Below are 25552 nucleotides of genomic sequence, written 5' to 3'. Positions count from 1 at the left end.
AGCGACACGGTGCGGCGGCGGCGCCCGCCCACACCCTGGGAGCTCCATGAGTACAAGACGGCTCAGAAGAATCCTGGCCCCGATCGGGGTCACCACCGCGGTGGTCGCATCGATGGTCGTCGGCGCTATTCAGCTGACCGCCGCCGACGCCGCCGCCCCCACCCTGCTCTCGCTCAACAAGCCGGCCCTCGCGTCCTCGCAGGAGCTCGGCGAGTCGCCGCCGGCCGGCGCGTTCGACAACAACCCCGGCACCCGCTGGGGCAGCCAGTGGAGCGACCCGCAGTGGCTGCGCGTCGACCTCGGCGCCACCGCCACCATCTCCCAGGTCGTCCTGCAGTGGGAGAACGCGTACGGCAAGGCGTTCCAGATCCAGACCTCGGCCGACGGCAACGCCTGGACGAGCATCTACAGCACCACCACCGGCACCGGTGGCACGCAGACGCTCAACGTCAACGGCTCCGGCCGCTACGTGCGCATGTACGGCACGCAGCGCGGCACCGGCTACGGCTACTCGCTGTGGGAGTTCAAGGTCTACGGCGAGTCGACCGGCACCCCGCCGCCGACCAGCGGCCCCGGCTGGGTCAACGCGCCGAACCCGGTCACCGGCGTCACCCCGTCGACGGCGACCCCGCCGGCGACGAACCCGCCGACGACCCACCACGAGTTCCAGGCGAACTGCTCCGTGAGCCGCAGCAACCTCCCCGACGACCCGATCGTGTTCTTCGGGCTGCCGGGCGCCTCGCACTCGCACACGTTCATGGGCAACACCACCACCAACGCCAACACGACCCTGGCGTCGCTGCAGGCCGGTGGCACCGCCTGCATCACGCCCGGCGACAAGTCCGCGTACTGGATGCCGACCCTGCTCAACAACGGCGTCGCCGTGCAGCCCGTCGACCGCCAGGTCATCTACTACAAGAGCGGTGTCCTCGACTGGCGCAGCGTCCGGCCGATGCCGGCGGGTCTGCGGTACGTCGTGGGCAGCCCGTCCTCCACGCTCGACCAGTTCAAGAACCACCCCGGTGCGGTTGAGGGCTTCGAGTGCGGTGACCTGACCCGGCAGTGGGACATCCCCGCGAACTGCACGCCGGGCAGCCAGCTCAACGTCCGGTTCCAGGCCCCCAGCTGCTGGGACGGCCTGCACCTGGACTCGCCCGACCACAAGGCGCACATGGCCTACCCGGTCGTCGGGGTCTGCCCGTCGTCGCACCCGGTCGCCGTCAACATGATCGAGTTCAAGATGGCGTGGCCGGTCAGCGGCAACATGGCGAACGTGGCGTTCTCCAGCGGCCGTGGCTACTCGTTCCACTACGACGTGTACAACGCCTGGGACGCTCCGACCCTGGCCGCGCTGACGACCCACTGCATCGTCGGTGGTCTGCAGTGCAACCCGCGTGGGTTCGACCAGTACAAGCCGGACCGCGGCGCGGCGCTCAACGAGAACTACGTCCTGCCGTAACGGACACCCGCTCGGCGCCCCGCGGAAGACCTGCGGGGCGCCGAGCGCTGTCTATGTGACCAGCCCGGAAAACGCGTAGAGTCCGGCCCGTGGGGCAGCATGTCGACAGGGTGGTGGCACCGGCCGCCCTCGGACGTGCGGTGCTGCTCGGCCGGGCGGCCGCCACACTCACCGCCGGCGCCGTGGGGCTGCGCCTCGTCGCCGACCCCCGCCCGCTGCTCGCCACCCTGGCCGTCGTCGCCGTGACCACCGCCGCCGGGCTGGCCGTGCTGTCCCGGCACCCGCGGGTCGCGGGCCGGCCGGTGCCCGGCATCGCCGTGGACGCGGCCGCGGTGCTCGGTGTCCTCGCCCTCGACGGCGGCGGCGTCACGTTCTTCTGCTGCGCCGTCGGCGCGTCAGCGCTCGCCGGGGTCCTCGCCGGCATGTGGGCGCTGCCGCTCGCGGCCGGCTACACCGCGCTCGGCTACACCGTCGCCGCGGCCGTCCTGCCCGCAGGCGCCGACCCGCGGCTCGCCGGCTTCATGCTGACGTTCCCGATCGCCTGCGTCCTCGCCACCGCCGGCGCCGCCGTCGCGACCGCCGCACTGCGCCGTTACGTGGAGCTGTCGGTGCGGGTGGTCGCCTCGGCACAACGTACCGCCGCCGCGTCGGAACGTGCCCGGCTCGCCCGGGAGCTGCACGACTCCGTCACCAAGACGCTGCGCGGGGTGTCCTTCGCCGCGCTCGCGCTGCCGCAGTCCCTGCGCCGCCACCCAGATCTCGCCGAGCAGCTCGCCGGCACGGTCTCCCGCGGCGCGGAGGCCGCCGCCCAGGAGGCCCGCGAGCTCGTCGACGGCCTGCGTCTCGACGCCCCCGACAGCGACTTCGCCGACACCGTCCAGGAGATCTGCCGGCGGTGGTCGCAGGTGTACGGCATCCCGGTCCGCCTCGCCACGGCGCCCGTGGACCCTCCGGTCGCGGTGCGGTACGAGCTGTGCCGCATCCTGCAGGAGGCGCTGCACAACGTCGCCCAGCACGCCTCCGCCCGGCACGTCCGCGTCGCGGTCCGCAGCGCGCCCGGGCGGGTGGAGCTGCGGGTCCGAGACGACGGACGTGGGTTCGGGCTGCCCGCCGACCTCGCCGAGCTGCGCGCCGCCCGCCATTTCGGGCTCATCGGCATGTACGAGCGGGCGCACACCGTCGACGGGAGCCTGCACGTCGCGTCCTCCCCCGGCCGCGGCACGACGGTGGAAGTGACGGTGCCGGCGTGAGCGGCCCGGAGCGCAGCGGAGGAGCCGCTCACCATGAGCTCAGTATCGGCTCAGGCCGGCGCCGGAGCGCAGCGGAGGTGACGGCGTGAGCGGCCCGGAGCGCAGCGGAGGAGCCGGCGTGAGCGGCGACGTCACGGTGCTGGTGGTGGACGACAACCCGATCGTGCGGGCGGCGCTGCGCGGATACCTCGACGGCGTCGACGGGGTGCGGGTGGCCGCCGAGGCCGCCGACGGCCACGAGGCACTCGCCGAGGCCCGGGCGGCACGCCCCGACGTGGTCCTGCTGGACCACCGGATGCCGGTCGCCGACGGGCTGTCCGTCCTCGGCGAGCTGAGCCGGCTCAGCGGCGTCCTCGTCATCACCAGCGACGCCGACCCCGACCTCATCGGGCGGATGCTGCGCGGCGGCGCCCGCGGCTATCTCGTGCACGGCGCGTTCGACCCGGCCGAGCTGGGCCGCGCGGTCCTCGCCGTCGCCGCCGGGCACGGCTGGCTGTCACCGGTCGCGGCGGCCGTCGCGACCCGGACCGTCCGGGCCCAGGCCTGGCGGGAGGATCTCGCGCAGCGGCAGGAGGAGACGCTCACCAGATACCGGCTGACCGGCCGCGAACGCGACGTGCTCGACCTGCTCGCGGAGGGGCTGTCCAACGCGGCGATCGCGCACCGGCTGTTGCTGACGGAGAAGACGGTCAAGAACCACCTGCATCACGTCTTCACCAAGCTCGGCGTCCGCGGGCGCATGGAGGCCGTCCTGCTGTGGACCGGCCGGCGATGACGGCGTGGCCGCGGCGGCTCGGCTGGACGGCGCTCGCCGTCGGGGTCGGTGCCACGGCCCTGTTCGTGCCGCCGCTCGTGCTGCCGGGCGGTCGCGGCCACCCGCCGGCCGCGACCGCCCCGACACCCCCACCGCCCGCCGCTTCGAGCCCGGCGCCGGTCCCGGCGACACCGGCCTCGGCGCTGCCACGCACCTCGGTGCCGCCGACCCCCACTGTCCGGCCGCCGTCCCCCACGGCGTTCGCCGTCATCGACCTGCATGCGGCCGACCCGGCCAACCTGCGCAACGGCGCCCGGGTCATCGAGTGCCCCTCGTGCGTGGGCGGGAGCCGGGTCGGCTACATCGGCGGGCCCAACACCCTGGCCATCCGCGTCGCCGGCGTGACCGCCGCGGGCGAGCGGACGCTGACCGTCACGTACGAGACGGCCGAGACCCGGACGCTCAGCGTCGCCGTCAACGACGGGCCCGCGCAGTCCCTGACGCTGAGCGGCGCCCGCGACTGGCTCATCCCCGCGACCGTGTCGCTGCGCGTCCACCTGCCGGCGGGCACGAGCTGGATCCGGTTCTTCAACGACGAGGGACCGGCCCCCGACGTCAACCGGATCCAGCTGCGCTGACGCGTCAGAACGTCCCGGCGGTGTTGCACTTCGCCTTCTGGACGATGCAGTTCTTCACCCGCTTGCCCTGCGCGGTGTTGTCCCAGGCGAAGAACGAGTCACCGTGGAACGACGACGCCATCCCCGACGACAGCGTGAACCCGTCGGCCGAGCCGGGCGTCGGGTAGGCGATGACGAACGACACAGACGGGATCGCGACCGGGAACGCGCCGGAGCACTTCCCGTCGTACGTGTAGGCGACGTGCCCCTTGTGCGTCGGGCTGTCCAGGTGGGTGCCGTCCCAGCAGTCCTGGAAGACGAGCTGGAACAGCAGCGACGCGCCGGGTGCGCAGCGCGGCCAGTTGCCGTCGGCGCTGCGCCCGATCTCGCCGCCGGGGCCGGCGCAGTAGAACTGGTTGACGGTGCCGGCCGGGGTCGGCGCCTGCAGCTTCGCGTCGCCGGCGATCATCCGGAAGCCCTGCGGGAACGGCACGGTCTTCGACGAGTCCGTCAGCCGCGAGCCGTAGTAGACGACGACGGCCTTCGGCTCGACCGCCACGCCGCGCTCGTACAGCGTGGGCACCCAGTACGCGGAGAGGTCCGGCGCCGGCGCGCAGCTGGTCCCGGCGTTGGCCAGGAGCGTGTCGGCGGTGCTGTTCGCGTCGGTGCTGCGGTTGCCGATGAAGCTGTGCATGTGCGACGCGCCGGGCAGCCCCGGGAAGACGATCGGGTCGTCCTTGCGGGAGTGGCTGTAGGTGCAGGACGCGTTGAACTCCGGGACCCGCACGGCATTCGCGGGGGCGGGGTCCATGGGCAGCGCGTTGAACGCGGCGAGCTGCGCGCCCCACTTCGCCTGGTCGACGTCGACCCATCCGGTGCCGGACGGGCTCGCCGGGCTCGATGGGGCCGATCCCGCGGTGGTGAACGAGAACCAGTTGATGTTCACGAAGTCGGCGCCGCCGGGGCTGCGCAGGACGGCGAAGACCGGCTGCGGGCCGGCGGTGGCGTGGGTGCCGGTCGCGGACAGCGTCGTCCACGCCTGCCAGCCGCCGGTCGCCGCGATCGGGAAGCTGGCCAGCAGCGGCCCCGTCAGCGAACCCGTGCGCAGTTCGACGGTGCCGTCGCCGACGGGGGAGGCGACCCTCGCGGCGGCGGTGAGCGTGCCGGCGGGGCCGAGGTCGACGCCGTCGAACCGCAGCCAGTCGCCGTTGGCGAGGTACGCGACGTTCTGGCCGCCGCCCGTGTCGACGGTGGTCTCCACCTGGACGCCGGACTGCGCGGCGAACGACTCGGCCTGCACGATCAGTGGGGTCGCCGCGTCGGCCATGTTGACCGCGGTGACGGTGACACCGGCGAGCACGGCGGCGAGGACGCCTGCCGCGCGTCTGATTCTGGACATGAATGTCTCCTCCTGGCGGGGTTGTTCTCACGCTAGGAGCCGGGATTTCTCCGCGCCTGAACCGGAAGTCCCGGGCGCGGGTCCCAATGTTCAGGCGCGACGGGTCGACCGTTCCCGGTAGACCGGGCACTACCCCAAATTCCGACATATCGTGCGCAGAGTTACCGCTGTGTATCATCGGCCGGTGAAGGTATGCGTCGTGGGAACGGGTTACGTCGGCCTCACCACCGGCATCTGCCTGGCCTATCTCGGGCACGAGGTCACGTGTGTCGACCTCAACCGGGAGAAGGTCGACCTGCTCCGCGGGGGGCGTTCGCCGATCTATGAGCCGTTCCTGGACGAGCTCATGCACGAGGCGGCGCACAACCTGACCTTCACCACCGACTACGCCGAGGGCGTCCCCGGCGCCGAGGTCGTGTTCGTCGCCGTGCAGACGCCGTCGCTGCCGGACGGGCAGCCCGACCTGCGGTATCTGCGGATGGCCGCGGAGCGCATCGGCGAGACGATCGACGGCGAGTTCACCGTGGTCGTCAACAAGTCGACGGTGCCCATCGGCAGCGGCAACTGGGTCGAGTCGATCCTGCGGGAGTCGTTCGAGCAGTTCCACTCGCGGCGGGCCGCGGGCGAGTTCGCGGTGGCGTCCAACCCGGAGTTCCTGCGGGAGGGTTCGGCGATCCACGACACCCTGTTCCCGGACAGGATCGTCATCGGCTCGGACAACCCGCGCAGCCTCGACGTGCTCAACCGGCTCTACCGGGCGGTGCTCAACCAGTCGTTCACGGCGCCGACGTTCCTGCCGCGGCCGGAGGAGGTCGGCGCCGTGCCGCTGGTCTCCACGGACCTCGCGTCGGCCGAGCTGATCAAGTACGCGGCCAACGCGTTCCTGGCGCTGAAGATCAGCTACATCAACGAGATCGGCAAGCTGGCCAACAAGGTCGGCGCCGACATCAACCAGGTCGCGCGGGGCACCGGGCTCGACGCGCGGATCGGGTCGCGGTTCCTGCAGCCGGGCGTCGGCTGGGGCGGGTCGTGCTTCGGCAAGGACACCGCAGCGCTGATCGCGACCGCCGCCGAGTACAGCTACGACATGCCGATCGTGTCCGCCGCCCGCGAGGTCAACCAGCGCCAGCGCGAGGAGGCGGTCAACAAGCTCCTCGACGAGCTGCGCATCCTCAAGGGCCGCAAGATCGGCCTGCTGGGCCTGGCGTTCAAGCCCAACACCGACGACCTGCGCGACTCCCCCGCGATCGACATCGCCCGGCTGATGACCGCCCGCGGCGCCCGGGTGAAGCTGCACGACCCGATCGCCGCCGAGCGCTTCCGCGCCGAGGAGCCGGAGCTCGCCGCCAGCCTCTGCGAGACCGTCGACGAGGTGTTCGACGACAGCGACGCCGTCGTGCTCGTCACCGAGTGGCCGCAGTATCTGGAGCTCGACTGGGGCAAGTACGTCGGCCTCATGCGCACCCCGATCGTCCTCGACGGCCGCAACGTGCTGGACCCGCAGCGGTTGAGCCGGCTCGGCTACACGTACCTCACCATCGCGGGGCGGCCCGTCGGGCTCTGAGGCGTCGCCCCGCCGGTCAGGCGCGGGGGGAGGACCGGTACTTGACGCCGAGGTGCGGGCGGGCCACGGCGGCCACCGCCGCGTCACCGCCGGCGTGCCAGCCGAGCCAGGCCTCGCGGCTGCCCTGCAGTCCGAGCCTGGGTGGGCGCGGCATCGGGACGGTGGTGCGCAGGTGGAAGAGGTGGCCGCCCGCGGCCGGGACGGCGCGCAGCTCCTCGACGTCGATCCAGCCGACCGTCGCCGAGTGCGGGCCGGAGCGCAGCACGATGCCGTGGTCGGTGAGCTCGGTCGTGCCGGTCAGCCAGCTCAGCTCCAGGGCCACCAGCGTCAGGGCGAGCGCGGCGAAGAGGACGGCGAGGACCGTCCAGCCCCAGCGCAGCCCGAACGCGAGCGTGTCGAGCACCGCGGGCACGTCGTGATCACCGCTGTGGATGACGACCTGCAGGACGCTGTACGCCACCATGAACAGCAGGAACGTGAGCGCCAGCAGGGTGGCGCGGTGGCTGCGGCGCAGCGCCCCGGCCCGTCGCAACACGACCGGCGGCACGGTCAGAACCCGCCCTGGCGGCGGAGCCGGTCGAGGGTCTCCATCGCCTCGTCGGCCGACATCTGGAAGCGCTGCCCGGCTTCGGCGACGAGTTTGCTCGGGTCGCCGGTCCCGTCGACCGCGGCCATCACGTCGTCGCCGAGGATGTCGCGCATCGCCTCCATCGTCTGCCGCCGCAGGTCCTCCAGGGCCCCCTGGGCGGCCCGCAGGGTCGCGTCGCCGAGGTCCTGCGCCGGGGACCGCATCGCCCGCGGGTCGATGGTGATCCGCGACAGGCCGGCGTCGCCGCGCGCCTCGGCGGTGACGAGACCGTCGAGGGCCTCGCCGCGGCCGACCATCGCCGCCGACCGCCGCTGGAAGTCCTCGACCTGCCGCATCTGCCGCAGCGCGTCCTCGACCAGCCGGTCGGGGTCCATCGCCGGGTCCACGTTCGGGTCCACTGCCGTCCTACCTCACTTCGCCGAGCCGGCACGTCGGGCCGGCCGAATCGTCCACCCCGCGCGCACACCAACCCCCGCACCCGGTGGTACCCACAACACCGAGGTCTACTTCGCCGGGCCGGGAAGCTCACGGCGGGGGGCTGAGAACGCCGGTCAGGCGACCACGAGGAGCAGGTGGTGGGTCCGGCAGAACTCGAGCCGGCCGAGCAGCTCGGTGACCGTCCCCGGGTCGGCGTCGTAGTCGCCGCTGGCGATCTGCTCAAGGGTCTCGCGCAGCTCCTCCTCGACCGGCTCGATCGGCGTGTAGAACCAGCGGTCGACCGGCGACCCGGCCGCCTCGACGTTGCCCGGCCCGGTGGCGGTGCAGTTGGGCACGAACAGGTCGTGCTCCATCGCGCCCGGCCACTCCTCGTGCGTGTCGCCGAAGCTCGGCCCGACCGCCAGGATCGGCGCCGCCTCGTCGTCGCCCAGCCACCGCCAGGTGACCTGACCGCCGTCGTCGGTGAACTCGGCGACCCGCTCGCCGACGATGTCGCGGAACCGCCGGCTCAGCCCGATCCCGGCGAACTCGAGCAGCCACGCGACCGCCGCCTCGCCCGTCGGGTCGCCCTCGAGCACGTCGGCCTCGGCGATCAGGTGGATGATTCCCGGTCCGTAGAAGGTGCCCATCGGCCCCGCCCTCCCCTGCGTCGCCGCACAGCGTACTCAAAGCCGGATCCGCGACGTCCGGACCGCCGCCGCCCGCCGTCTGCGGGGCGTCCCCAGGCGTCCACCGCTCGACGCCGCCGCGCCGGTGCAGGAACCGTCCGGTGTCCGCGGGGCGGAGGAGCGCGGTCTGCGTGGCTCCGCCCTGAAACGCATTGCGGGGCGGATCGCGGGTAGGAGCCTCCGCCGACCGGCAGCGTGGCGGCCCCGAGCCACGCCGCGGTCACCTGTCCCGCCCAGCGGAAGAGGAGCGTCCCATGAGCACTCAGCACGTCGCCATCGTCACCGGTGCCTCGCAGGGCATCGGCGCGGCCGTCGCCGCCGCGTACCGCAAGCTCGGCTCCGCCGTCGTCGCCAACTCCCGCTCGATCGAGCCGTCCGGCGACCCGCTGCTGCTGGCCGTCGCCGGTGACATCGCCGACCCCGCCGTCGGCGCCCGCGTCGTCGAGCGGGCCCTGGGCACGTTCGGCCGCGTCGACACGCTCGTCAACAACGCCGGGGTGTTCGTCGCCAAGCCGTTCACCGACTACACGTCCGACGACTTCGACCTGGTCACCCACGTCAACCTGCGCGGCTTCTTCGACGTGACGCAGCGCGCCGTCGCGGCGATGCTCACCCAGGGCGGCGGGCACATCGTCAACATCACGGCCAGCCTCGCCGACCACCCGAACTCGGGTGAGCCGTCGGCGCTCGCCTCACTCACGAAGGGTGGCCTCAACGCCGTCACGAAGTCCCTGGCCGTCGAGTACGCGGCCCGCGGCATCCGGGTCAACGCCGTCGCCCCCGGCGTCATCCGCACCCCGATGCACGCGCCGGAGACGCACGACGCGCTCGGCGGCCAGCAACCCGTCGGCCGGATCGGCGAGACGGGTGACGTCGTCGACGCGATCCTCTACCTGGAGACCGCCGGCTTCGTCACGGGCGAGATCCTGCACGTCGACGGCGGCCGCGCCGCCGGTCACTGACCCTCTGTGCCGTTCGGAAAGGACCTCGATGACCGAGGACAGCATTCTCCGCGGCGTCCTGGACGGCTGGAAGTCCGCCGTCGACGCCCACGACCCCGACCGGGTGGCCGCGCTGTTCACCGGCGACGCCGTGTTCCAGGGTCTGCGCCCGTACGGCGTCGGCCCGGCCGCCGTCGCCGGGTACTACGCGTCGCAGCCGGCCGGCCTCGCCGCCGCGTACGAGCTGCGGGAGACCCGCCGTCTCGCCGACGATCTCGTCCTGGGCTACGCGTCGGTGGAGTTCACGATCCCCGACCGGCCGCCGGTCGCCGCCTTCCTGTGCGTCATCGTCCGGGGTACCGGCGACGCCTGGCACATCGCGCACTACCAGATCTCCAGGCTCGGCTGAACCGCTCCGGGACGGCTGCCGGAAGGGCACCCACCATCCCGGGGTGCCCTTCGGCGGCACATCGGCCATCGAGGTGACCGCACTGGACTCCGCCGGCGGGTCGCCGAGGTCCCGTGCGGTCACCGTCGGGGTGTGAGCGCTACCGCGTGTCGCCGGGGCGGTGTTCGCGGGGTTCAGCGCACCCCGTGGGCGGCGCACCAGGATCCACTCCAGGCCGGCCATCAGCGCCAGGTCGATCAGGACGAGCACCAGGGTGCTCGTGTCGCGCCGCAGGTGGTGTCCGCCGTGTGCGGGCCCGGCGAGTATGCGTCGCCCCGCCCTGCGGATCGCCGGCACGGTCGCCCGTCTCCGGCCGTGCCGTCCTCGGCCCGTCCACCCGGCCCGTGCGAGGTGCGCATGCCAGGAGACGACGGGTGGGCCCGGGGCCGCCTAGCGTCACGGCCATGGTCTCCGCAGGCAACGCCGTGGTGCTCGGCGCCGGCATGGCCGGCCTGATCGCCGCCCGGGTGCTCAGCGATACGTACGACACCGTCACGATCATCGACCGCGACACGTTGCCCGATGTGGCGCAGGCACGGCGCGGGGTCCCGCAGTCCAGCCAGCTGCACGTGCTGCTGGCGCAGGGCCGGCGAGCCCTCGACGAGCTCTTCGAGGGCCTCAGCGGCGAGCTGCATGCCGCCGGCGCGCCGCTGGTCGACCTGCACGAGCAGGTGCACTGGTGCAACGACGGCCACCCGATGCGCCGGGCCGCGTCGGACCTCGTCGGCGTGGGGGTCAGCCGCCCGTTGCTGGAAGGCACGGTGCGCGCCCGGGTGCGGAACCTGGCCAACGTCCGTTTCTGCCCGCCCGCCGAGGTGACCGCGCTGCTGAGCACCGAGGACCGCGGCCGGGTCACCGGTGTGCTCGTGACGCCGCGCACCGGTGCCGCGTACCGGATGCACGCGGACCTGGTGGTCGACGCCTGCGGCCGGGCGTCCCGCAGCCCGGTGTGGCTGGCCGGGCTCGGCTATCCGGCCCCGCCGGAGCAGCGGGTCCCGGTCGACGTCACCTACGTCACCCGCCTCTACGAGCGCGACCCCCGTCATCTCGACGGTCTGCTCGGCGCGCTGACCAATGCCGTGCCGGGTCGCCCGCGCACCGGCATCGTCGCCGCGCAGGAGGACGGCCGCTTCGCGGTGGCGCTCAGCGGGATGCTCGGTGAGCAGCCGCCGCCGGACCACGAGGGCTTCACGCGGTTCGCCGAGTCGCTGGGCATGCCGGTGATCAGCAGGCTGGTGCGCGACGCTGTCCCGGTGGGCGGTCCGGCGCGGATGCGCTATCCGGCGAGCGTGCGCCGGCGCTATGAGCGGCTGCGCCGCTTCCCGCTCGGCTACCTGGTGGTCGGCGACGCCGTCTGCAGTTTCAATCCCGTGTACGGCCAGGGCATGACGGTGGCAGCCACCGAGGGCCTGCTGTTGCGCTCCCTCCTGCCCGGCGGCCCGGATCGGCTGGCACGGCGCTTCTTCCGCGGCGCCGGCAGGCTGATCGACGGCCCGTGGTCCATCGCGGTCGGCACGGACCTGCGCTTCCCCGAGGTGCCGGGGCCGCGCTCAGCTCGGGTGCGGCTGGTCAACTGGTACGTGCACCGGCTGCACGCGGCCGCCCGTGCCGATGCCGTGCTGGGCGCCGCGTTCCTGCGCGTGCTCAACCTCGTGGACCCGCCGGCCCGGCTGCTCCGCCCCTCGATCGTGCGCCGGGTCCTGCGCGGGTCGAGCCGCTGACCCGGTCCCGACCCCGCCCGGTCCCGACCCCGCCCGGTCCCGACCCCGCCCGCTCCCGGCCCTCGGGCGCGTCGTCACTTCGGGCAGCGGACCTTGCGCATGAAGGCGGGCAGCAGCCAGGGCCTGGGGCCGCCGACGCGGACGCCGCCGGAGAGCGCCGCCCGCACCGCGGAGACCCGGCCGAAGAGCATGAGGTTGAAGACGACCGGGTCGTAGGTGACCCGGACGTCCGGTGGTGTTCCCGGATCGGCGACGCTCACGACGTTCCCGGCGAGCAGCAGGGTCACCGGGTGCGTGTACCGCGATTCGAACGCGACCGCCACCCGGACGTCGGGCAGCGCTTTCGCGGTGTCGAGCAGGTGGCCGTACCCGTCGCGGACCAGCCCGACGAAGAAGACCTCGAAGAACGGCGCCGCCTCGGCGGGCGGGACCACGTGCGGGAGGCCGGCGGCCCGGGCGATGTCACGGCCGTGGATGTGGAACTCGTTGACGATGTGGGCGAGCAGACCCGCCATCGTCAGCGTCGAACTGCCCAGCCAGGGCAGCGGCGCCGACGCCTCGACGTGGCGCGTGGCGTCGAGCATCGCCGTGCAGTCCGCGCGGATCCGGGCGGCGAGGGTCCCCGGGTCACGTTCCCCGAACGACCGCATCACCGCGACGTTCAGCAGATCGACCCGGTCGACCGTCGTGCGCCGCCACTGCTCGTGCACGTCGGGGAGCGGGAACGCCGGGTCGGGATAGGCCCTGGTGATGACGGCGTCGAGGTCGGTCAGCGAGGCCACGTGGGCCGCGGTGTCGGCGACCGACCAGTGCCGGGTCGCCCGCCGGTCCGCCGCGGCCGCCTCCACCAGAGCGGCGAACCGGTCGCCGGCCGTGGCGACGTCGCGGCGGATCCCTTCCCACTGCCGGGTCGACACGTCCATGCGGCGCCTCCGCTCAGTTGTAGGGCATCGTCGGGAACCAGCCGTAGCCGAACATCGCGGGCACCCGGACAGTCCAGTAGACGACAGTGAATACGCCCAGGGCAAGCAGCAGCGCGCCGGTGACGGCGAGGGTGCGTGCCGGTCGCGCGGCCAGCCAGCGGACCAGGCCGCCGCGGGTGACGAGGACGACCAGGGCGAACAGGACGCCCACGATCGCGATGTTGCCCAGTGACTGCAGCACGAAGGCACCGGCGCCGTAGAGCGGGTTGCCGTTCTCGGCGGCCCACTGGAAGAGCTTGTGGAACAACGGGTACGGCCGGCCGATCAGGAAGGCGCCGACCAGCATGCCGAGCACGAACACCCGGGCGAACGGGCGGCGGGCGAACGGGTCCCGGACCGTGCCGAGGGCGGCGAGTCCGAGATAGACGAACGCGAGACCGATCACGCCGAAGACCACGACGGACTGCACGAGCCGCACGGGCATGCCCCCGGCCGTCGTCGCCGTCGACAGCTGCGGCAGCGAGTCGCCGAGCAGGACGCCGACGAACCCGTAGACGGCGGCGACCACGACCGTCCCCAGGGTGAGCAGGCCCAGCGGCCGGAGCATGAAGCGCAGGCCGGCCGCCGGGGTGCCGCCGGCGCCGGCGTGGGTCATCGGCCCGATCGAGGCGGCCATGGCGATGTTGCAGGCCGTGAACGTGCCCGCGAGCCCCGAGACGAAGGCGAAGAGCAGTCCCGCCGCGGTGCCGCCGATCGCGGTCGCCTTGGCGTCGTGGCCCAGCAGGGTGTTGGCGACGTTGTCGCCGATGGTCTTGTCGACGAACTCGTACGACCAGAGCAGGGACAGCGCGATGCCGGCGAGCACGCTGCCGGCGATCAGCCGGCCGGTCCGGCCGGAGCGGGCCGGGGCCTGCTGGTGTTGCGTGGCTGGTTGTGTTGCGGTCATGACAGCCTCATCTCACGAGGTATGACAGTGGAGGCGGCCGGCCCGTCCTTGCCGTGGGTCCGGCGAGGACGGACCGGCCGGTTCGCGGCAGCGGGATCAGCGGGCGACCGGGAGATCGACCGCCGCGGGCGGCGGCACCGGACGCACCTCGGCGCGTTCGCCGCGCCGCCCGAGCAGCCACTTGACCCACCAGTACATGCCCCGGGCCAGACACACGATCGTGACCGCGAAGAACAGCGTGTAGACCACGTTGAAGAGCATCAGGACGCCGTACACCATGGCCACCGTGGAGCCGAACATGAACTGGTCCATCGGTTTGCCGGGGGTGGTGCCCGGGTCGGTGATCATGTAGTTGGTGAACAGCACGAACGCCACGCCGGTCATGACGCTCAGCGCCGCCCAGAGCGCCACGTCCCAGACGTAGTGCCGGATCAGCGCCTGGATGACGAAGCCGCCGACCCAGCCCACGATCAGCGCGACCTTCTTCGTGAGCATCGCGTTGAGGATGGTGCCCGCGGTGAGGATCACCATCGGGATGAACATCCGGAAGACGTCGGGCACGTTCTCCGTGAAGTGGTACGGCGGCGCCACGTTGACCCACGAGAACGTGAGCAGCGCGACGGTGATGCCGAAGTTCGAGGGGTTCATGAAGTGCCGCATGCGCCCGTTGATCGGGGCCTGCAGCACAGCCTTCTGCCCGACGGCCACCACCACCGCGAAGGCGATCGGCCAGAACAGGTCGTTGGCGTAGAGCAGCATGTTCGCGGCGAGCGCGGTGATGTGGGTCGGCAGCAGGAACGTGTAGACGCCCCACGCGCCGTTGCCGCTGTAGGCGGGCCTGCGGCCCAGGGCGCGGGCCGCGACGGCCTCGATCGCCACCTCCGCGGTGTACCCGATCGCCAGGGCGAACAGCGGCCAGGTCCAGGGCTGCTCGAACCCGAGGATCGTGTAACCGAGGATGTTGAAGATGGACATGGAGATGGCGAAGTTGCGCAGGGCGAGGTAGCGGGGGTCGCGCTTGTCCACCCGGGGCACGGGCGATCGCGGGTCGACGCCGGCCGGTGCCCGGTCCGGGCCGGCGCCGTTGCGGGCCGCGCCGTCGGCCCCGACCGTTGTGGTCGCGCCTTCCGGGGCGCGTTTGACGTCCGTCATGGCTTGGTCAGCTCCTGGGCCTGGTCGGTGAGCATGAAGTCGTGCCACCCGGTGGCGAGCGACAGGGTCTGCTGGTGCGTGGCGCCGGTGAGATCGCGCCAGCTCAGCTCGACGGAGACGGGTGCGGCGCCCTGGGCGCCCAGCCCGAAGAACACGTCGAAGCTGCGCTTGCCCGAGTGCCCGCCGCCGCCGTCGAGCTGGGCGATCTGGGTCCGGCCGTCCGCCGTGGTCACCCGCGCCAGTGCGCCGTACGCCGGGGTGACGGCGTCGCCCGCCTGGGCGGCACCGAGCGCGGGCCGGTGCAGCCGCAGCCCGAGGAAGGCGCCGACCTCCGTCTTGGTGTTCTTGTAGAAGGCCGGCGGCCCCCACTGCCGGGCCACCGCGAAGTCCTGGCGGCCGTCGCCGTCGATGTCTCCCACGGCGACGCCCCGCGTCGGGGTCGGGTCGGCGAGCCCGAGCTGCGGGCTCAGGTCGGCGTAGCGGCCGTTGCCCTCCGGCGCCCAGAACGCCAGCGCGTTGGAGCCGGCGATGTCGTCGCCCGGCTCCGCGTTGGGCCACATCGCCGGCTCACGCAGCATCAGGTCGTTGCTGGCGGCCAGTTCCTGGAGCCAGTTGAACCGGTTGATCGTGCCCTTGACGAAGCCGCAGGACTGCACCACGACGAGCCGGCCGCTGTTGTCGAAGTCGGCCATCTTCGCGTCCCAGCCCCAGCCGACCCAGGCGAGGTTCTTCGCGGAGGCCTTGTTCTCGAAGGGGGCGATGCCCTTGCTGAGCCGGGCCCGCGCCTCCTGAGGGGTCGCGGCGGTGTTCTGCCAGACGAAGTTGCTCTCCTCCAGCCCCCACGACTCGGTGATGTTGCTGACGAAGGCGTCGAAGCGGCCGCTGCCCCCCAGATCGGCGAAGTCGACGGACATCCCCTTGAACGAGTCGTGCCCCACGACCAGCGACTTGGGGTCCAGCGGGCCGCGGCGGCCCTCGGCCAGGGCGAACCTGATCCGGCCCGGCACCGACACGTTGTGGAAGAAGCGGTCGTTGCCGAAGTCGTTGGCGAGGTACAGCTCGGGCAGCAGGTCACCGTCGAGGTCGGCGGACGCCGAGGCGAGGGTCCAGCCGGAGGCGTACCGGGGGTCGATCGCGTTCTGCACCTCGTAGGTGACGCTCGGCTCGGCGCCGCTGGTGGCCCCGGTCCATCGCAGGACGTGCGCCCCGCCCGCGTTCTGCGCGCGGGACATGGAGTGGTTCATCTGCACGTTGGGAAAGCCCTGCGGGTCGAGGACCTGGGTGTCCGGGAAGTAGTTGAAGATGCCGATGTCGGGCCGGCCGTCGCCGTCGAAGTCGGCGACCGCGGTCGCGTTGGTGTTCCAGAGCGGCCCGCGATAGAGACCGTCGGTGGTCTGCTGCTGCGGGATCAGCTCGACGGGGTGGTACGACGCCAGGCTCAGCCCCTGCGCGTCCTCCTTCTGCAGGAACACGACGGGCGTCCGGCCCCAGTAGACGACCAGCAGATCCATCCGGCCGTCGAGGTTGAAGTCGCCCGGCGTGCACCCCATCGGAGCGATCGCCGGCCCCATCGGCAGCGGCGCCGGGTCGAGCACGAACGGCGCGTAGCCGGCGCCGCCGCCGGGCGCGGGGGTGACGATGACGCTGTCGCTGCGCGGGTCGACGAGGCACAGGTCGTTGGCTCCGCCCTGCCCGTCGAAGTCGTTGAGCGCCACGCCCGCGCCGACCGACGAGATCCAGGAGCGGATGTGCTCGTACTTCGGGTTCACGGTGCGGATCGTGCGCTGCGGCAGACCCGGCGGGAGCGCGATGGGCAGTTCGGTGAACGCGAACCGCGATGCCATCGTCTGCCGGTCCGCCAGGGATGCGGACGGCAGCCGCGAGACCACGAACAGCCCCGCGACGAGTACCAGGACGAAGACGGCAGGAATGAGCCGGCGCAGCGGACCCACTGGTTTCGGTGGCAACGATCCCCCTCGGGTGGCGCCCGTCCTATGAGGACGGGCTTTCGGGTGGTGCGGTCATGGGTGACGGCGGTCCGCGGTCACCCGGTCTGTCCTTCAGCCGGCCGGGCTGACGTTCATCGGCATGCCACCGCGCATGCGCAGCGACAACATCGGTTCCGGAACGACCTCGTGCGTGGCGACCTTCGTGAGCGTCAGGTCCCGGGTCAGCATCGCGAGAACGAACGCGGCTTCCATCAGGCCGAGGTGGTTGCCGACGCAGAACCGCGGTCCCGCGCCGAACGGGATGTAGGCGTACCGCGGGCGGGCGGCTGCCCGGACCGGGTCGAAGCGCTCCGGGTCGAACTCCTCCGGGCGGTCCCAGAAGGCCGGATGCCGGTGCAGCGTGTAGGGGCAGATCAGCACGTCGGCGCCCGCCGGCACGCGGTACCCGCCGACCATGTCCTCCGCGAGCGCCTTGCGCGGCAGGATCCACACCGGCGGGTACAGCCGGACGACCTCGTCGATGACCATCGCCGTGTACCGGAGCCGGCCGAGGTCCTCGAAGGTCGGCAGCCGGTCGCCGAGCACCGCGACCGCCTCCTCCCGCAGCCGGTGGCGTACGTCGGGATGCCGGTCGATCAGGTAGAGCGCCCAGCTGAGTGTGCTGGCCGTGGTCTCGTGCCCGGCGAGCAGCAGCGTCACGAGCTCGTCCCGCAGCCGCTGCCGGCCGACCCGGGGGTCGGGCTCGGCCCGGGCGGACACGATGAGCCGCGACAGCACGTCGTCGCGGTCACCGGAGTCGACGCCGCGCTCGTCGACGAGCTGGTCGACGATCGTCTGCAGGCGGCGGCGGGCGCGGCGGAACCGCAGCTGACGCGGCAGCGGCACCCACGGCGGCACGGCGCTCAGCGACGCGAGCTCGAACATGGCCTGGTCCTGCACCATGGCGAAGTCGCGGCCGATCGACGGGAAGCGGCTGAGGTCGGTGTCGAGCAGGGTGCGCCCGAGCACGCCGAGGGTCAGGCCCGTCATCTCGTGGAGCACGTCCACGGGGCCGTCCCGGCCGACTGTCCGCAGCCGGTCGACGAGGGCGGCCGCCTCTTCGGCGACGACGCCGGCCTGCTCGGCGATGCGCCGGCTCTGGAACGCCGGCTGCACCACCTTGCGCTGTTTGCGCCACAGCTCGCCCTCGCTGGTGAGCAGCCCGTCGCCGAGCGCCCGGCGGGCGTGCACCAGGCCGATGCCCTTGTGGTAGTTGGCCGCGTTGTCGGCGAGCACGTGTTTGGCGTGGCCGGGGTGGTTGAAGAAGTAGAGCTCCTTCGGCCCGACCGGCAGCCGTGCGGCGTCGCCGTAGCGGGCCGCCGCGGAGGTCATCATGCCCAGGCGGTCGCGGCCCATCATGATCAGCATGCTGACGGCGGCGGCGCGCGACGGCCCGTTCATCGGCTGCGGGCGGACGGCGGCGGTCATGACGTCACCACGGCGGACGGCGCCATGTCGAGCCGGTGGAACCGGCCGCCGAGAAAGACGAGGGCGTCACCGTCGCCGTACCGGCGCATGCCCCGCGGACAGCCCAGGAAGATCGTGTGGTCTCCCCCGTCGTACGACCGCCAGAGCTCGCACTCGATGTGGGCGACGGCCCCGGCGAGCAACGGCGCGCCCGTCCTCCCGCCCGGCCGCCAGTCGGCGAACTCGAACTGTTCCTGTCCCAGCGCACGGCGCCGGTCGGCGTAGTGGCGCGCCACGGCCTCCTGATCGGCGGCCAGCACGGAGATGCCGAAGACGCCGGTGCGGCTGAGCGCCTGGTGCATGAGGGCGTCCCGGTCGACGCACACCAGGATCAGCGGTGGGTCGAGCGACACGGCGCTGAACGAGTTCGCGGTCATGGCGTGCGGCTCGTCCCCACCGACACTGACCACCGTGACGCCGGTGGCGAAGGTCCCGTAGACGCGACGCATCTGCACCGGGTCGGACACCGTTTCGGTATCGAAGGTCGTCATCGCCGCCCCCCGACGGCGGTGTAGGGCTCGAGGGCGCTCTCGAGCGCCTCCGGGACCCTGGTGGGCACGGTCCGGTTGTTCGGGCCACGCATGCAGGCGACGCGCTGGGTCCCCCGGGCGACGAGGGTCTCGCCGGCCGGGCCCGTGCGCACGTAGTCGAACCCGAACTCGAGTTGCGTCTGCGCCAGTTCGATCAGCCGCATCCGGACGGCGATCTCGTCGAACGCGGTGAGTTCGGCGAAGAACTCGCAGTCGACCTTGAGCGTGAAGAGCTTGAGGTCGGCCTGCAGGTCGGCGAGGACGGCCGGCGCCCGGTCCTTGAGGAACATCTCCCGGCACCGGCCCTGCCACCGCAGGTAGTTGACGTAGTAGACGTTGCCGACCATGTTGGTCTCCTCGAACCCGACGGTGTGCCGCAGCTCGTAGTAGCTCTCCATGCTCATCCCTTCGCACCAGCCAGAACAGTGATCACGACGTGCCCCTCGCCGCCGCGCAGGCTGGTGACGAAGGAGGCGGCCCGGGCACTGCCGGCGCCGAAGAGCACCCAGCCGGGACGCTGCGTGCCGGCCAGGACGAGCGGTCCGTGCATCGGCATTCCGGCCTTCTGCATCGCCTCCACCGCGGTCCATACGCGGGTCGCGGCGATGTCCGGGGTCTCGCCCGGATGGCCGGCCAGAAGTTCCGCCAGCCCGGTGTGCGGCCCGAGCAGCCCCTGCCACTCCTCGGGGGTGCGCGCCGTCACGCTCTCGACGTCGCAGCCGAGGACACCCTCCGCGGCGACCGCGAGGGTGACCCCGGCGCCGTGCGCGATCGAGACGGTGTGCTCCCCGGCGACCTCGGGTCTACCGTCGGGCCGGTACGTGATCTCGACCGGCCGTCCGAACGCGTGCCCGGCGGCGACCGCGCTGGTCCGGCGGCGCGCGGCGGTCCGCCCGGCCGGGTCCGCCGGCGCGGGCGCGGCGGGCTCGATCGCGACCGCGACGCCGGTGATCCCCAGGTCGCCGAGCCCACGCTCCAGGAAGGGGGCGAGCAGCGGAGCCACCCACGGGCCGGTGCCGTCCTGTTTCCGGACCGCGCGCAGCCGCAGCCCCTCCCAGCGCTCGACGGTCACCCCGGCCTCGTCGCGCAGGGCGATGTCGTAGACGTACGTGTCGCCGTCGCGTTCCCGTTCGGTGGCGCAGTAGCGCAGCTCGCGGGCGGCGGAGAGCTTCGCCCCGCCGGGATGGATCCGTTCCACGCCGGCGGGCAGCAGCGTGGCGTGCGGCACACACACCTGATTGCCGTGCATGAGCGCGTCGCGGACGCCCGGGTCACCCAGCAGCAGCGTCGGGGAGACGTACGGGGCGAACCACGCGGTCGAGTCGTCGGCCGCCACGATCGCGTCCACGTGGCGGGCGGCGGCCCGGCGGTACTGCCGGAGCCGCTGGAACCGGGCGCCCTGGAAGAGGATCACGCCGTACAGGTCGTCGAGCGGCGCGATCGGGGCCGGGGCCAGCCCGTCCGGCACCTGGTCCGGGGGGCCCTCCGGGACGGTGTCGCCGCCGAGGCGCAGCCGCGCGGTGAAGTGATCGGCGGCGAAGCCGGTCTCCTCGCTGCGGATCGCGACCTCGACGGTGTCGTCGTCCGTCACCAGCGCGGCCACCTGGATCCTCGTGTTCCCGTGTGGCGGGACGACGATGGGTCGCAGGAACTCCGCCCGCTCGATGACCGGGACGACGTCGGCGCCCGAGACGGCCGCGGCCACCTGGGCCATGGCCTCCATCCCGAACACCGCGGGGAACAGCAGGTTGCCGTCGAGATCGTGGTCCGCGAGGTAGCGGTCGGTGCCGACGTTCAGCTCCGTCTCCACCACCAGTTCGACCTGGTGGTAGCGGATCAGCACCCGGTCGACGAACCGCAGCAACGGCAACGACCGCTGGTGGTACCGGACCGTGTGGATGCTCCCGGTGCGGCCGCTGATCACCACCACGACCGGCGCCGCGGTGTCCGCGACCAGCCGCCGCAGGAGCGCTATGCCCTGGCTGGCGGTGAGGGGTGTGACGCCGTCCCGGCTGAGCGACTCGACGACCGACAGCCGTTCGCCCATGCCGACGCCCGACCAGACCGACCACTCCAGGCACAGGGTGCGGCAGTCGGGGTACGCCCGGGCGAAGGCCGTGGTCTCCTCGGCCAGCCAGTCGTTGGCGGTCGCGTAGTGCGCCTCGCCCCGCAGCCCCGCCCGGCCGATGATGCTGCCGAGCGTCACGAGCAACCGGAGCCGTGACGGGTCGACCGCGTCGAGCACCGCCCGCAGACCGTCGACCTTCGGCGCCAGCGCGGCGCGGAACGCGTCCGGGTCCAGGCTTGCCAGTCCGGCCGGTTCGTTGCGGCCCGCGCCGTGCAGGACCGCGGTGACCGGTCCGAGCTCGGCGGACAGGTCCCGCACCGCCCGGTGTACGGCTGCGGCGTCGGTGACGTCGGCACGGGCGTACCGCACGGTGACGCCGGCCGCCGCGATCCGGGCCAGGTTGGCCGCCAGTTCGCCGTCCTCGGCGGGGTCGGAACGGCCCAGCACCGCCAGCCCGGCACCGCTGTCGGTGGCCAGGGCGAGGGCGCACTCGGCGGTGATGCCCTTGCCCCCGCCGGTGACCAGCAGGACGTCGTCCGCACCGAGCGGGGCCACCAGCGCTCCCGGGCGCATCGGCATCGCGTGCAGTGTCGGCACCCGCCGGACGTCGCCGTCGTGGTGCACCTCGGTGAAGGAGGTCGTCGCGGCGACCTCCTTCACCACCAGCTCGACCGTGGCGTCGGCGGCGGGCACGTGCACGACGGTGACCAGCACGGACGGCGCCTCGAGGTGCAACGTCCGGGCGATCGCCGCCGCGCCGCGGCCGTGTCCGACCAGGACGAAGCGGGTGCTGCCGGCGGCGAGGGCCTGCTGGGCTCCCCGCAGGGCCGGCTCCAGTTGTTCCTGCGTGCAGTCGGGCGGCAGGCAGACCAGGACACCGCCCCCGAGCCCGGACAGTTCGAGCGTGCTCGCGAGCTCCGCGGCGAACGGGTGGTCCGCGTCGGCATGCAGGTGCCACGGCCCGTTCTTGGCGGTGGCGTCGGCGGGGACCGCCGGCAACGGCTGCTCGTCGAAATCGACCCGCCAGGGCCGGACCCAGGCGGCCACACCGGCCACCGCCGGCATGGCGACGGCATCGCTGTCCCGGGCCGTCTGCGCGAGGGTCTCCATCGTCTCCGCGAGCTCGCGGATGGTGGCGGTGGCGAAGTTGATCGGCAGCTGGGCCGGCGGCACGTCCAGGCGCTGGGCGAGCTGGTTCACCACCTGGCCGATCGTGATCGAGCTGAGGTGCAGGTCGTCGAGCAGCCGGCTGTCCGGCCCGACGAGCTCGAGCGGCAGTTCGGCGCGGTCCGCCGTGAGCCGCCGCAGCAGGTCCTGCGTGGACTCCTTCGCCGACCCGCCGGGGTCCGCGACGACGGGCGGCGCCGCCACGGCGGGACCGCGCTCGATCGCCGGGCTCAGCTCCGGTGCCTGCTCGCACGGGCTGGCCAGGAAGGAGAACGTGGCGCCGACCTCCAGCGGTCGCACGAGCCGGCCGTCGAACAGCGCCGCCGGGGCGGGGGCGGCGCCGGTGACGTACGCGGCGCCGGCGACCCGGAGCAGGCTCGCGAGCGATTCACTGTCGGTGTCCAACGCGACCACCGGAACGTCCGTGACCGTGCCGGCCAGTCCCGCGAGGACCTGGCCGGGCCCGACCTCGACGAACAGGTCGGTGTTCTTGGCGGCCAGCGCGACCGCCTGGTTGAACAGGACGGGGTCGGTGATCTGGCGGCGGAGCAGGCCACGCACATCGGTCCGGGCGGGCAGCACGTCACCGGTGACGGTGGAGACGACCCTGGCCCCGACATTGTCGAAGGTCTCGTCCGCGAGGGCGTCGGCGAAGGCGTCCGCGGCCGGCGCCACCAGCGGGGAGTGGAAGGCGTGCGAGACCCGCAGCCGCGTCGCGCTCAGTCCGGCCGACCGGGCGTTGTGGCAGACCGCCTCGACCGCGTCGACCGATCCGGAGACGACGGTGTGATGGGGGCCGTTGTAGGCGGACACGACCACCGGGAGGTTCGCGATGATCGCGTCGAGCGCCTCGGGAGGCGCCCCGATGTCGGCCATCGTGCCGGCCCGGCTGTGCCCGGCCATGGTCCGGCCCCGCAGGCCGGCGACCCGCAGCAGGGTGTCCTCGTCCATGGCGCCGGCCCATTGCAGGGCCACGATCTCGCCGAGGCTGTGCCCGATCGCGCTCGACGCCCTGATGCCGAGCAGCGCCAGGGCGTGCTGCCCGGCGACGGACCCGGTGACGATGCGCGGCTGCGCGACCTCGGTCGCGACGGCGTCGCTACCGGCCGGCAGCGCGGCGCGCAGGTAGACGTCCTCGACCTCGGCGAACCGCCGCCGCAGCGCGCCGCCGCTGACGCCGCGCCCGGAGCCCTGCCCCGGGAAGAGGAAGCCGACCCGGGCCGGGCCGCTGACGTGTCCGAGCAGGAAATGGCCGTCCGGGCGGATCAGTGTCGCCTCGCCGGACTCGACGGCCTCGCGGGCCGCGGTCAGCAGCCGCTCGGCCTCCTGCGGTGACGAGGCGACGACCGCCGCCCGGAACGGCCGGTCCCGCAGGTCGCGGTGCAGCGTCGCGGCCAGGTCGCTGAGCTGCGCGTACGAGATCGCGGGAACGAAAGCGCTCAGCTCGGCGAGCCGGGCCGCGAGTTCCTCCGCCGAGGCGGCGTCCACCAGCAGCAGTTCGGCGTCCTGGGCCGAGGCGGCGAGCGTCCGCACCCGGCGGTCCGGCACGGACCGGCGCGGCCCGTGGCGTTCGAGCACGATGTGCGTGTTGATGCCCCCGAAGCCCATCGCGGTGACACCCGCCCGGACCTCGGTCGCGGCCGGCCACGGCTCGGCCTTGCGCAGCGTGCGCAGCCGGGCCCCGTCGGCGGTGAGGATCTCGTGGGGGTCGACGGAACCGACGCTCGGAGGCAGCACCTCGTGGTGCACGGCCATCGCGGCGCGGATGAACCCGGCCACCCCGGCGGCGGCCTTGGTGTGCCCGATCATGCCCTTGACCGAGCCGATGACGGCCGGCGGCGCCTGGGGGTTCGCCGCCTCCCGGGCGGCGGACAGCGCCTGCAGTTCGGTGGCGTCCCCGACCTTCGTGCCGGTGCCGTGTCCCTCGAAGAGCCCGACGGTGTCGACGCCGTAGCCGGCCCGGGCGTACGCGCGGCGCAGCGCGAGCCGGTAGCCGTCGACCTCGGGCCTGGTGATGCCACCGCGGCCGTCGGAGGAGATCCCCCACCCGGCCACCGAGGCATAGATCCGGTGACCGGCCTCGACGGCCCGGTCGGTGCGCATCAGGACCACCATGCCGCAGCCCTCGCCGGGCCAGAACCCGTTGGAGGCACGGTCGTAGACCCGCATCTCGCCGGTGGCCAGAGCGCCGGTCTTGGCGAAGCCGATGACCTCGAACGGGTCGATGGACAGGTCGACACCGCCGGCGACCGCGACGTCCAGGTCCCCGTCCAGCAGCGCCCGGCACGCGGTCACCACGGACAGCAGCGACGAGGAGCAGGCGCCGTCGACGGTGTAGCCGCCGCCCTTGAGATCGAAGTAGTTGCAGATGCGCCCGGCGATCGTGTTCGACAGCGCACCCGCGAGGGTGTCCTCGTCCAGCGGCGGGAACGGGCTCTTGTAGGCCGTCTCGTAGGCGGCGAGGAAGCCGGACAACTTCTCGTCGTCCCAGCCCTCCGCCCGCAGCGCGGCCGCCACGGTCCGCCGCACGTACGGCCAGCGCAGCCGCATCTGGTTGGCGCGGGAGAACTCGCCGGTCAGGGTGTTGCCGACGATCACACCCGTCCGCTCCTGGGGCAGGCCCTCACCCATCGGGAACCCGGCGTCGGCCAGTGCCGTCGCGGCGGTGTCCAGCGCCAGCCAGTGCGTCAGATCCGTGGACCGGTACGTGCTGCCGGCGATCTTGTAGGCGACCCGGTCGAACTCGTAGCCCTCGAGGACGGCGGCGTTGCGCGCGTAGAAGCGGTCCGGGGCGGCCGGGTCCGCGTCCCAGTAGTCGTCATGGTTCATCCGGACGTCGGGGAGCCGCCGGAACGCCCGGCGGCCCGCGATGGCGTTCTCCCACAGTTCCTGCGGCGAACGCGCGTCGGGGTAGCGGCACGCCATCCCGACCACGGCAATACTGGTCATCGCTCACTCGGCTTTCGTGTCGCTACCAACGGAACGAAGGCGCCCCTGATGCGCTGGCGCCGGATCTCGTAGGCGGGCAGGACGTCGTCGGCGGGCAGCCCGGCCCGCGCCGCGCCGGTCATCCGTGTCGCCTCGTTCACCGGCATCCCGCAGAGGTGAAATCCCCGCGTACTGGGTTTTGCCTGCCGCACATCGAGGGTCATAATTCGGTGTCGAAGCTCGTTCCAAGCACTCATCGTCTTCTCCGGTCTACCCTGAGGCCTCATTGTTACGCATTCACGGGCCGACGGTTCTCCTGCCTTGCGGTGATTCAGGGTCGCCACTACGACCGTGGCAGCGGATCGCGGGGAAATCAACTCCGGGCACTGCGAAAAATGGAAGAGTGGAAAGTGGGAATCACTATTTTCCGCTGATCAGCGCAACGCAGGAGATGGACGCGGAGGCCCTGCTGATACCACCATGGCTACGATCGGACCCCATCCGGAAACGACATCTCGACCTTTGTAAAGGAGCG

20 protein-coding genes are annotated in these 25552 nt (G+C 72.7%); 8 read left to right on the top strand and 12 right to left on the bottom strand.

What is annotated here, in order from left to right; translation table 11 throughout:
- Positions 1–46 precede the first annotated feature (46 nt).
- From ABZS58_RS37085 to ABZS58_RS37070, 4 genes are all read left to right on the top strand, one after another.
- Complete coding sequence (locus ABZS58_RS37085; protein ID WP_354788037.1) at positions 47–1459, top strand: DUF1996 domain-containing protein; 1413 nt, start codon at positions 47–49, stop codon at positions 1457–1459.
- An 89-nt stretch (positions 1460–1548) separates the two neighbouring features.
- On the top strand, positions 1549–2709 hold the full coding sequence (locus tag ABZS58_RS37080) for an ATP-binding protein (RefSeq protein ID WP_354788035.1): 1161 nt from the start codon (positions 1549–1551) through the stop codon (positions 2707–2709).
- A 118-nt stretch (positions 2710–2827) separates the two neighbouring features.
- Positions 2828–3484 carry a response regulator transcription factor gene (locus ABZS58_RS37075; RefSeq protein ID WP_354788033.1) on the top strand — a complete coding sequence of 219 codons (657 nt, stop codon included), beginning with the start codon at positions 2828–2830 and terminating at the stop codon, positions 3482–3484.
- Complete coding sequence (locus ABZS58_RS37070) at positions 3481–4101, top strand: hypothetical protein (RefSeq protein WP_354788032.1); 621 nt, start codon at positions 3481–3483, stop codon at positions 4099–4101. Before ABZS58_RS37075 ends, ABZS58_RS37070 begins: the two co-directional genes overlap by 4 nt.
- 4 nt (positions 4102–4105) lie before the next feature.
- On the opposite strand, the gene ABZS58_RS37065 is transcribed toward ABZS58_RS37070, so the two are convergent.
- Positions 4106–5479, bottom strand: a complete 1374-nt coding sequence (locus ABZS58_RS37065) for a DUF1996 domain-containing protein (RefSeq protein ID WP_354788031.1) — start codon at positions 5477–5479, stop codon at positions 4106–4108.
- A 184-nt stretch (positions 5480–5663) separates the two neighbouring features.
- Here ABZS58_RS37065 and ABZS58_RS37060 point away from each other — a divergent pair, with 184 nt between their 5' ends.
- Positions 5664–7043 (top strand): UDP-glucose/GDP-mannose dehydrogenase family protein, encoded by a 1380-nt coding sequence (locus ABZS58_RS37060; RefSeq protein ID WP_354788029.1) that lies wholly within the window; start codon positions 5664–5666, stop codon positions 7041–7043.
- A 16-nt stretch (positions 7044–7059) separates the two neighbouring features.
- Here ABZS58_RS37060 and ABZS58_RS37055 read toward each other — a convergent pair whose 3' ends face one another.
- From ABZS58_RS37055 to ABZS58_RS37045, 3 genes are all read right to left on the bottom strand, one after another.
- The gene (locus ABZS58_RS37055; protein WP_354788028.1) at positions 7060–7590 is read right to left on the bottom strand and encodes a hypothetical protein; all 531 of its coding nucleotides are present in this window, start codon (positions 7588–7590) and stop codon (positions 7060–7062) included.
- A gap of 2 nt (positions 7591–7592) precedes the next feature.
- Positions 7593–8030 (bottom strand): YbaB/EbfC family nucleoid-associated protein, encoded by a 438-nt coding sequence (locus ABZS58_RS37050; protein ID WP_354788027.1) that lies wholly within the window; start codon positions 8028–8030, stop codon positions 7593–7595.
- 153 nt (positions 8031–8183) lie between these two features.
- Positions 8184–8699, bottom strand: a complete 516-nt coding sequence (locus tag ABZS58_RS37045) for a hypothetical protein (protein ID WP_354788026.1) — start codon at positions 8697–8699, stop codon at positions 8184–8186.
- Between the two features lie 293 nt (positions 8700–8992).
- Between ABZS58_RS37045 and ABZS58_RS37040 the strand changes: the two genes are divergently transcribed.
- From ABZS58_RS37040 to ABZS58_RS37030, 3 genes are all read left to right on the top strand, one after another.
- Positions 8993–9700: an SDR family oxidoreductase gene (locus tag ABZS58_RS37040; protein WP_354788025.1), complete on the top strand. Its 708-nt coding sequence runs from the start codon at positions 8993–8995 to the stop codon at positions 9698–9700.
- 28 nt (positions 9701–9728) lie between these two features.
- Positions 9729–10088: an SgcJ/EcaC family oxidoreductase gene (locus ABZS58_RS37035; RefSeq protein ID WP_354788024.1), complete on the top strand. Its 360-nt coding sequence runs from the start codon at positions 9729–9731 to the stop codon at positions 10086–10088.
- Positions 10089–10531: 443 nt separating this feature from the next.
- Positions 10532–11848, top strand: a complete 1317-nt coding sequence (locus ABZS58_RS37030; protein ID WP_354788023.1) for a squalene monooxygenase — start codon at positions 10532–10534, stop codon at positions 11846–11848.
- Positions 11849–11922: 74 nt separating this feature from the next.
- Here ABZS58_RS37030 and ABZS58_RS37025 read toward each other — a convergent pair whose 3' ends face one another.
- The 8 genes from ABZS58_RS37025 to ABZS58_RS36990 all read right to left on the bottom strand — a co-directional run bounded on the left by ABZS58_RS37025 (position 11923) and on the right by ABZS58_RS36990 (position 25038).
- On the bottom strand, positions 11923–12771 hold the full coding sequence (locus ABZS58_RS37025; RefSeq protein ID WP_354788021.1) for a hypothetical protein: 849 nt from the start codon (positions 12769–12771) through the stop codon (positions 11923–11925).
- A 13-nt stretch (positions 12772–12784) separates the two neighbouring features.
- Positions 12785–13717, bottom strand: a complete 933-nt coding sequence (locus tag ABZS58_RS37020; RefSeq protein ID WP_354788020.1) for a hypothetical protein — start codon at positions 13715–13717, stop codon at positions 12785–12787.
- A gap of 96 nt (positions 13718–13813) precedes the next feature.
- Entirely contained in the window at positions 13814–14869 is a 1056-nt protein-coding gene (locus tag ABZS58_RS37015; RefSeq protein WP_354788018.1) for an enediyne biosynthesis protein, read from the bottom strand.
- Entirely contained in the window at positions 14866–16836 is a 1971-nt protein-coding gene (locus ABZS58_RS37010; RefSeq protein WP_354788016.1) for a CRTAC1 family protein, read from the bottom strand. Before ABZS58_RS37010 ends, ABZS58_RS37015 begins: the two co-directional genes overlap by 4 nt.
- A gap of 93 nt (positions 16837–16929) precedes the next feature.
- A complete protein-coding gene (locus ABZS58_RS37005; RefSeq protein WP_354788014.1) occupies positions 16930–18285 on the bottom strand; it encodes a cytochrome P450 in 1356 nt (451 codons plus the stop codon).
- Positions 18282–18815: a flavin reductase family protein gene (locus ABZS58_RS37000; protein ID WP_354788012.1), complete on the bottom strand. Its 534-nt coding sequence runs from the start codon at positions 18813–18815 to the stop codon at positions 18282–18284. Before ABZS58_RS37000 ends, ABZS58_RS37005 begins: the two co-directional genes overlap by 4 nt.
- Entirely contained in the window at positions 18812–19252 is a 441-nt protein-coding gene (locus ABZS58_RS36995) for an acyl-CoA thioesterase (RefSeq protein WP_354788088.1), read from the bottom strand. Before ABZS58_RS36995 ends, ABZS58_RS37000 begins: the two co-directional genes overlap by 4 nt.
- Before the next feature lie 2 nt (positions 19253–19254).
- Positions 19255–25038 carry an SDR family NAD(P)-dependent oxidoreductase gene (locus ABZS58_RS36990; RefSeq protein ID WP_354788010.1) on the bottom strand — a complete coding sequence of 1928 codons (5784 nt, stop codon included), beginning with the start codon at positions 25036–25038 and terminating at the stop codon, positions 19255–19257.
- Positions 25039–25552 lie beyond the last annotated feature (514 nt).

The organism is Dactylosporangium sp. NPDC005555, assembly GCF_040605635.1.
Lineage (GTDB): Bacteria > Actinomycetota > Actinomycetes > Mycobacteriales > Micromonosporaceae > Dactylosporangium.
The sequence above is the reverse complement of the archived record's forward strand: the minus strand, read 5'-3'. Positions and strand labels throughout refer to the sequence as shown.

Excerpts from the sequence above, each read along its gene's own strand:
- ABZS58_RS37000 (WP_354788012.1), bottom strand. The coding sequence starts at position 18,815 with ATGACGACCTTCGATACCGAAACGGTGTCCGACCCGGTGCAGATGCGT.
- ABZS58_RS37035 (WP_354788024.1), top strand. The coding sequence starts at position 9,729 with ATGACCGAGGACAGCATTCTCCGCGGCGTCCTGGACGGCTGGAAGTCC.
- ABZS58_RS37005 (WP_354788014.1), bottom strand. The coding sequence starts at position 18,285 with ATGACCGCCGCCGTCCGCCCGCAGCCGATGAACGGGCCGTCGCGCGCC.
- ABZS58_RS36995 (WP_354788088.1), bottom strand. The coding sequence starts at position 19,252 with ATGGAGAGCTACTACGAGCTGCGGCACACCGTCGGGTTCGAGGAGACC.
- ABZS58_RS37025 (WP_354788021.1), bottom strand. The coding sequence starts at position 12,771 with ATGGACGTGTCGACCCGGCAGTGGGAAGGGATCCGCCGCGACGTCGCC.
- ABZS58_RS37070 (WP_354788032.1), top strand. The coding sequence starts at position 3,481 with ATGACGGCGTGGCCGCGGCGGCTCGGCTGGACGGCGCTCGCCGTCGGG.
- ABZS58_RS37040 (WP_354788025.1), top strand. The coding sequence starts at position 8,993 with ATGAGCACTCAGCACGTCGCCATCGTCACCGGTGCCTCGCAGGGCATC.
- ABZS58_RS37085 (WP_354788037.1), top strand. The coding sequence starts at position 47 with ATGAGTACAAGACGGCTCAGAAGAATCCTGGCCCCGATCGGGGTCACC.
- ABZS58_RS37015 (WP_354788018.1), bottom strand. The coding sequence starts at position 14,869 with ATGACGGACGTCAAACGCGCCCCGGAAGGCGCGACCACAACGGTCGGG.
- ABZS58_RS36990 (WP_354788010.1), bottom strand. The coding sequence starts at position 25,038 with ATGACCAGTATTGCCGTGGTCGGGATGGCGTGCCGCTACCCCGACGCG.
- ABZS58_RS37030 (WP_354788023.1), top strand. The coding sequence starts at position 10,532 with ATGGTCTCCGCAGGCAACGCCGTGGTGCTCGGCGCCGGCATGGCCGGC.
- ABZS58_RS37065 (WP_354788031.1), bottom strand. The coding sequence starts at position 5,479 with ATGTCCAGAATCAGACGCGCGGCAGGCGTCCTCGCCGCCGTGCTCGCC.
- ABZS58_RS37020 (WP_354788020.1), bottom strand. The coding sequence starts at position 13,717 with ATGACCGCAACACAACCAGCCACGCAACACCAGCAGGCCCCGGCCCGC.
- ABZS58_RS37045 (WP_354788026.1), bottom strand. The coding sequence starts at position 8,699 with ATGGGCACCTTCTACGGACCGGGAATCATCCACCTGATCGCCGAGGCC.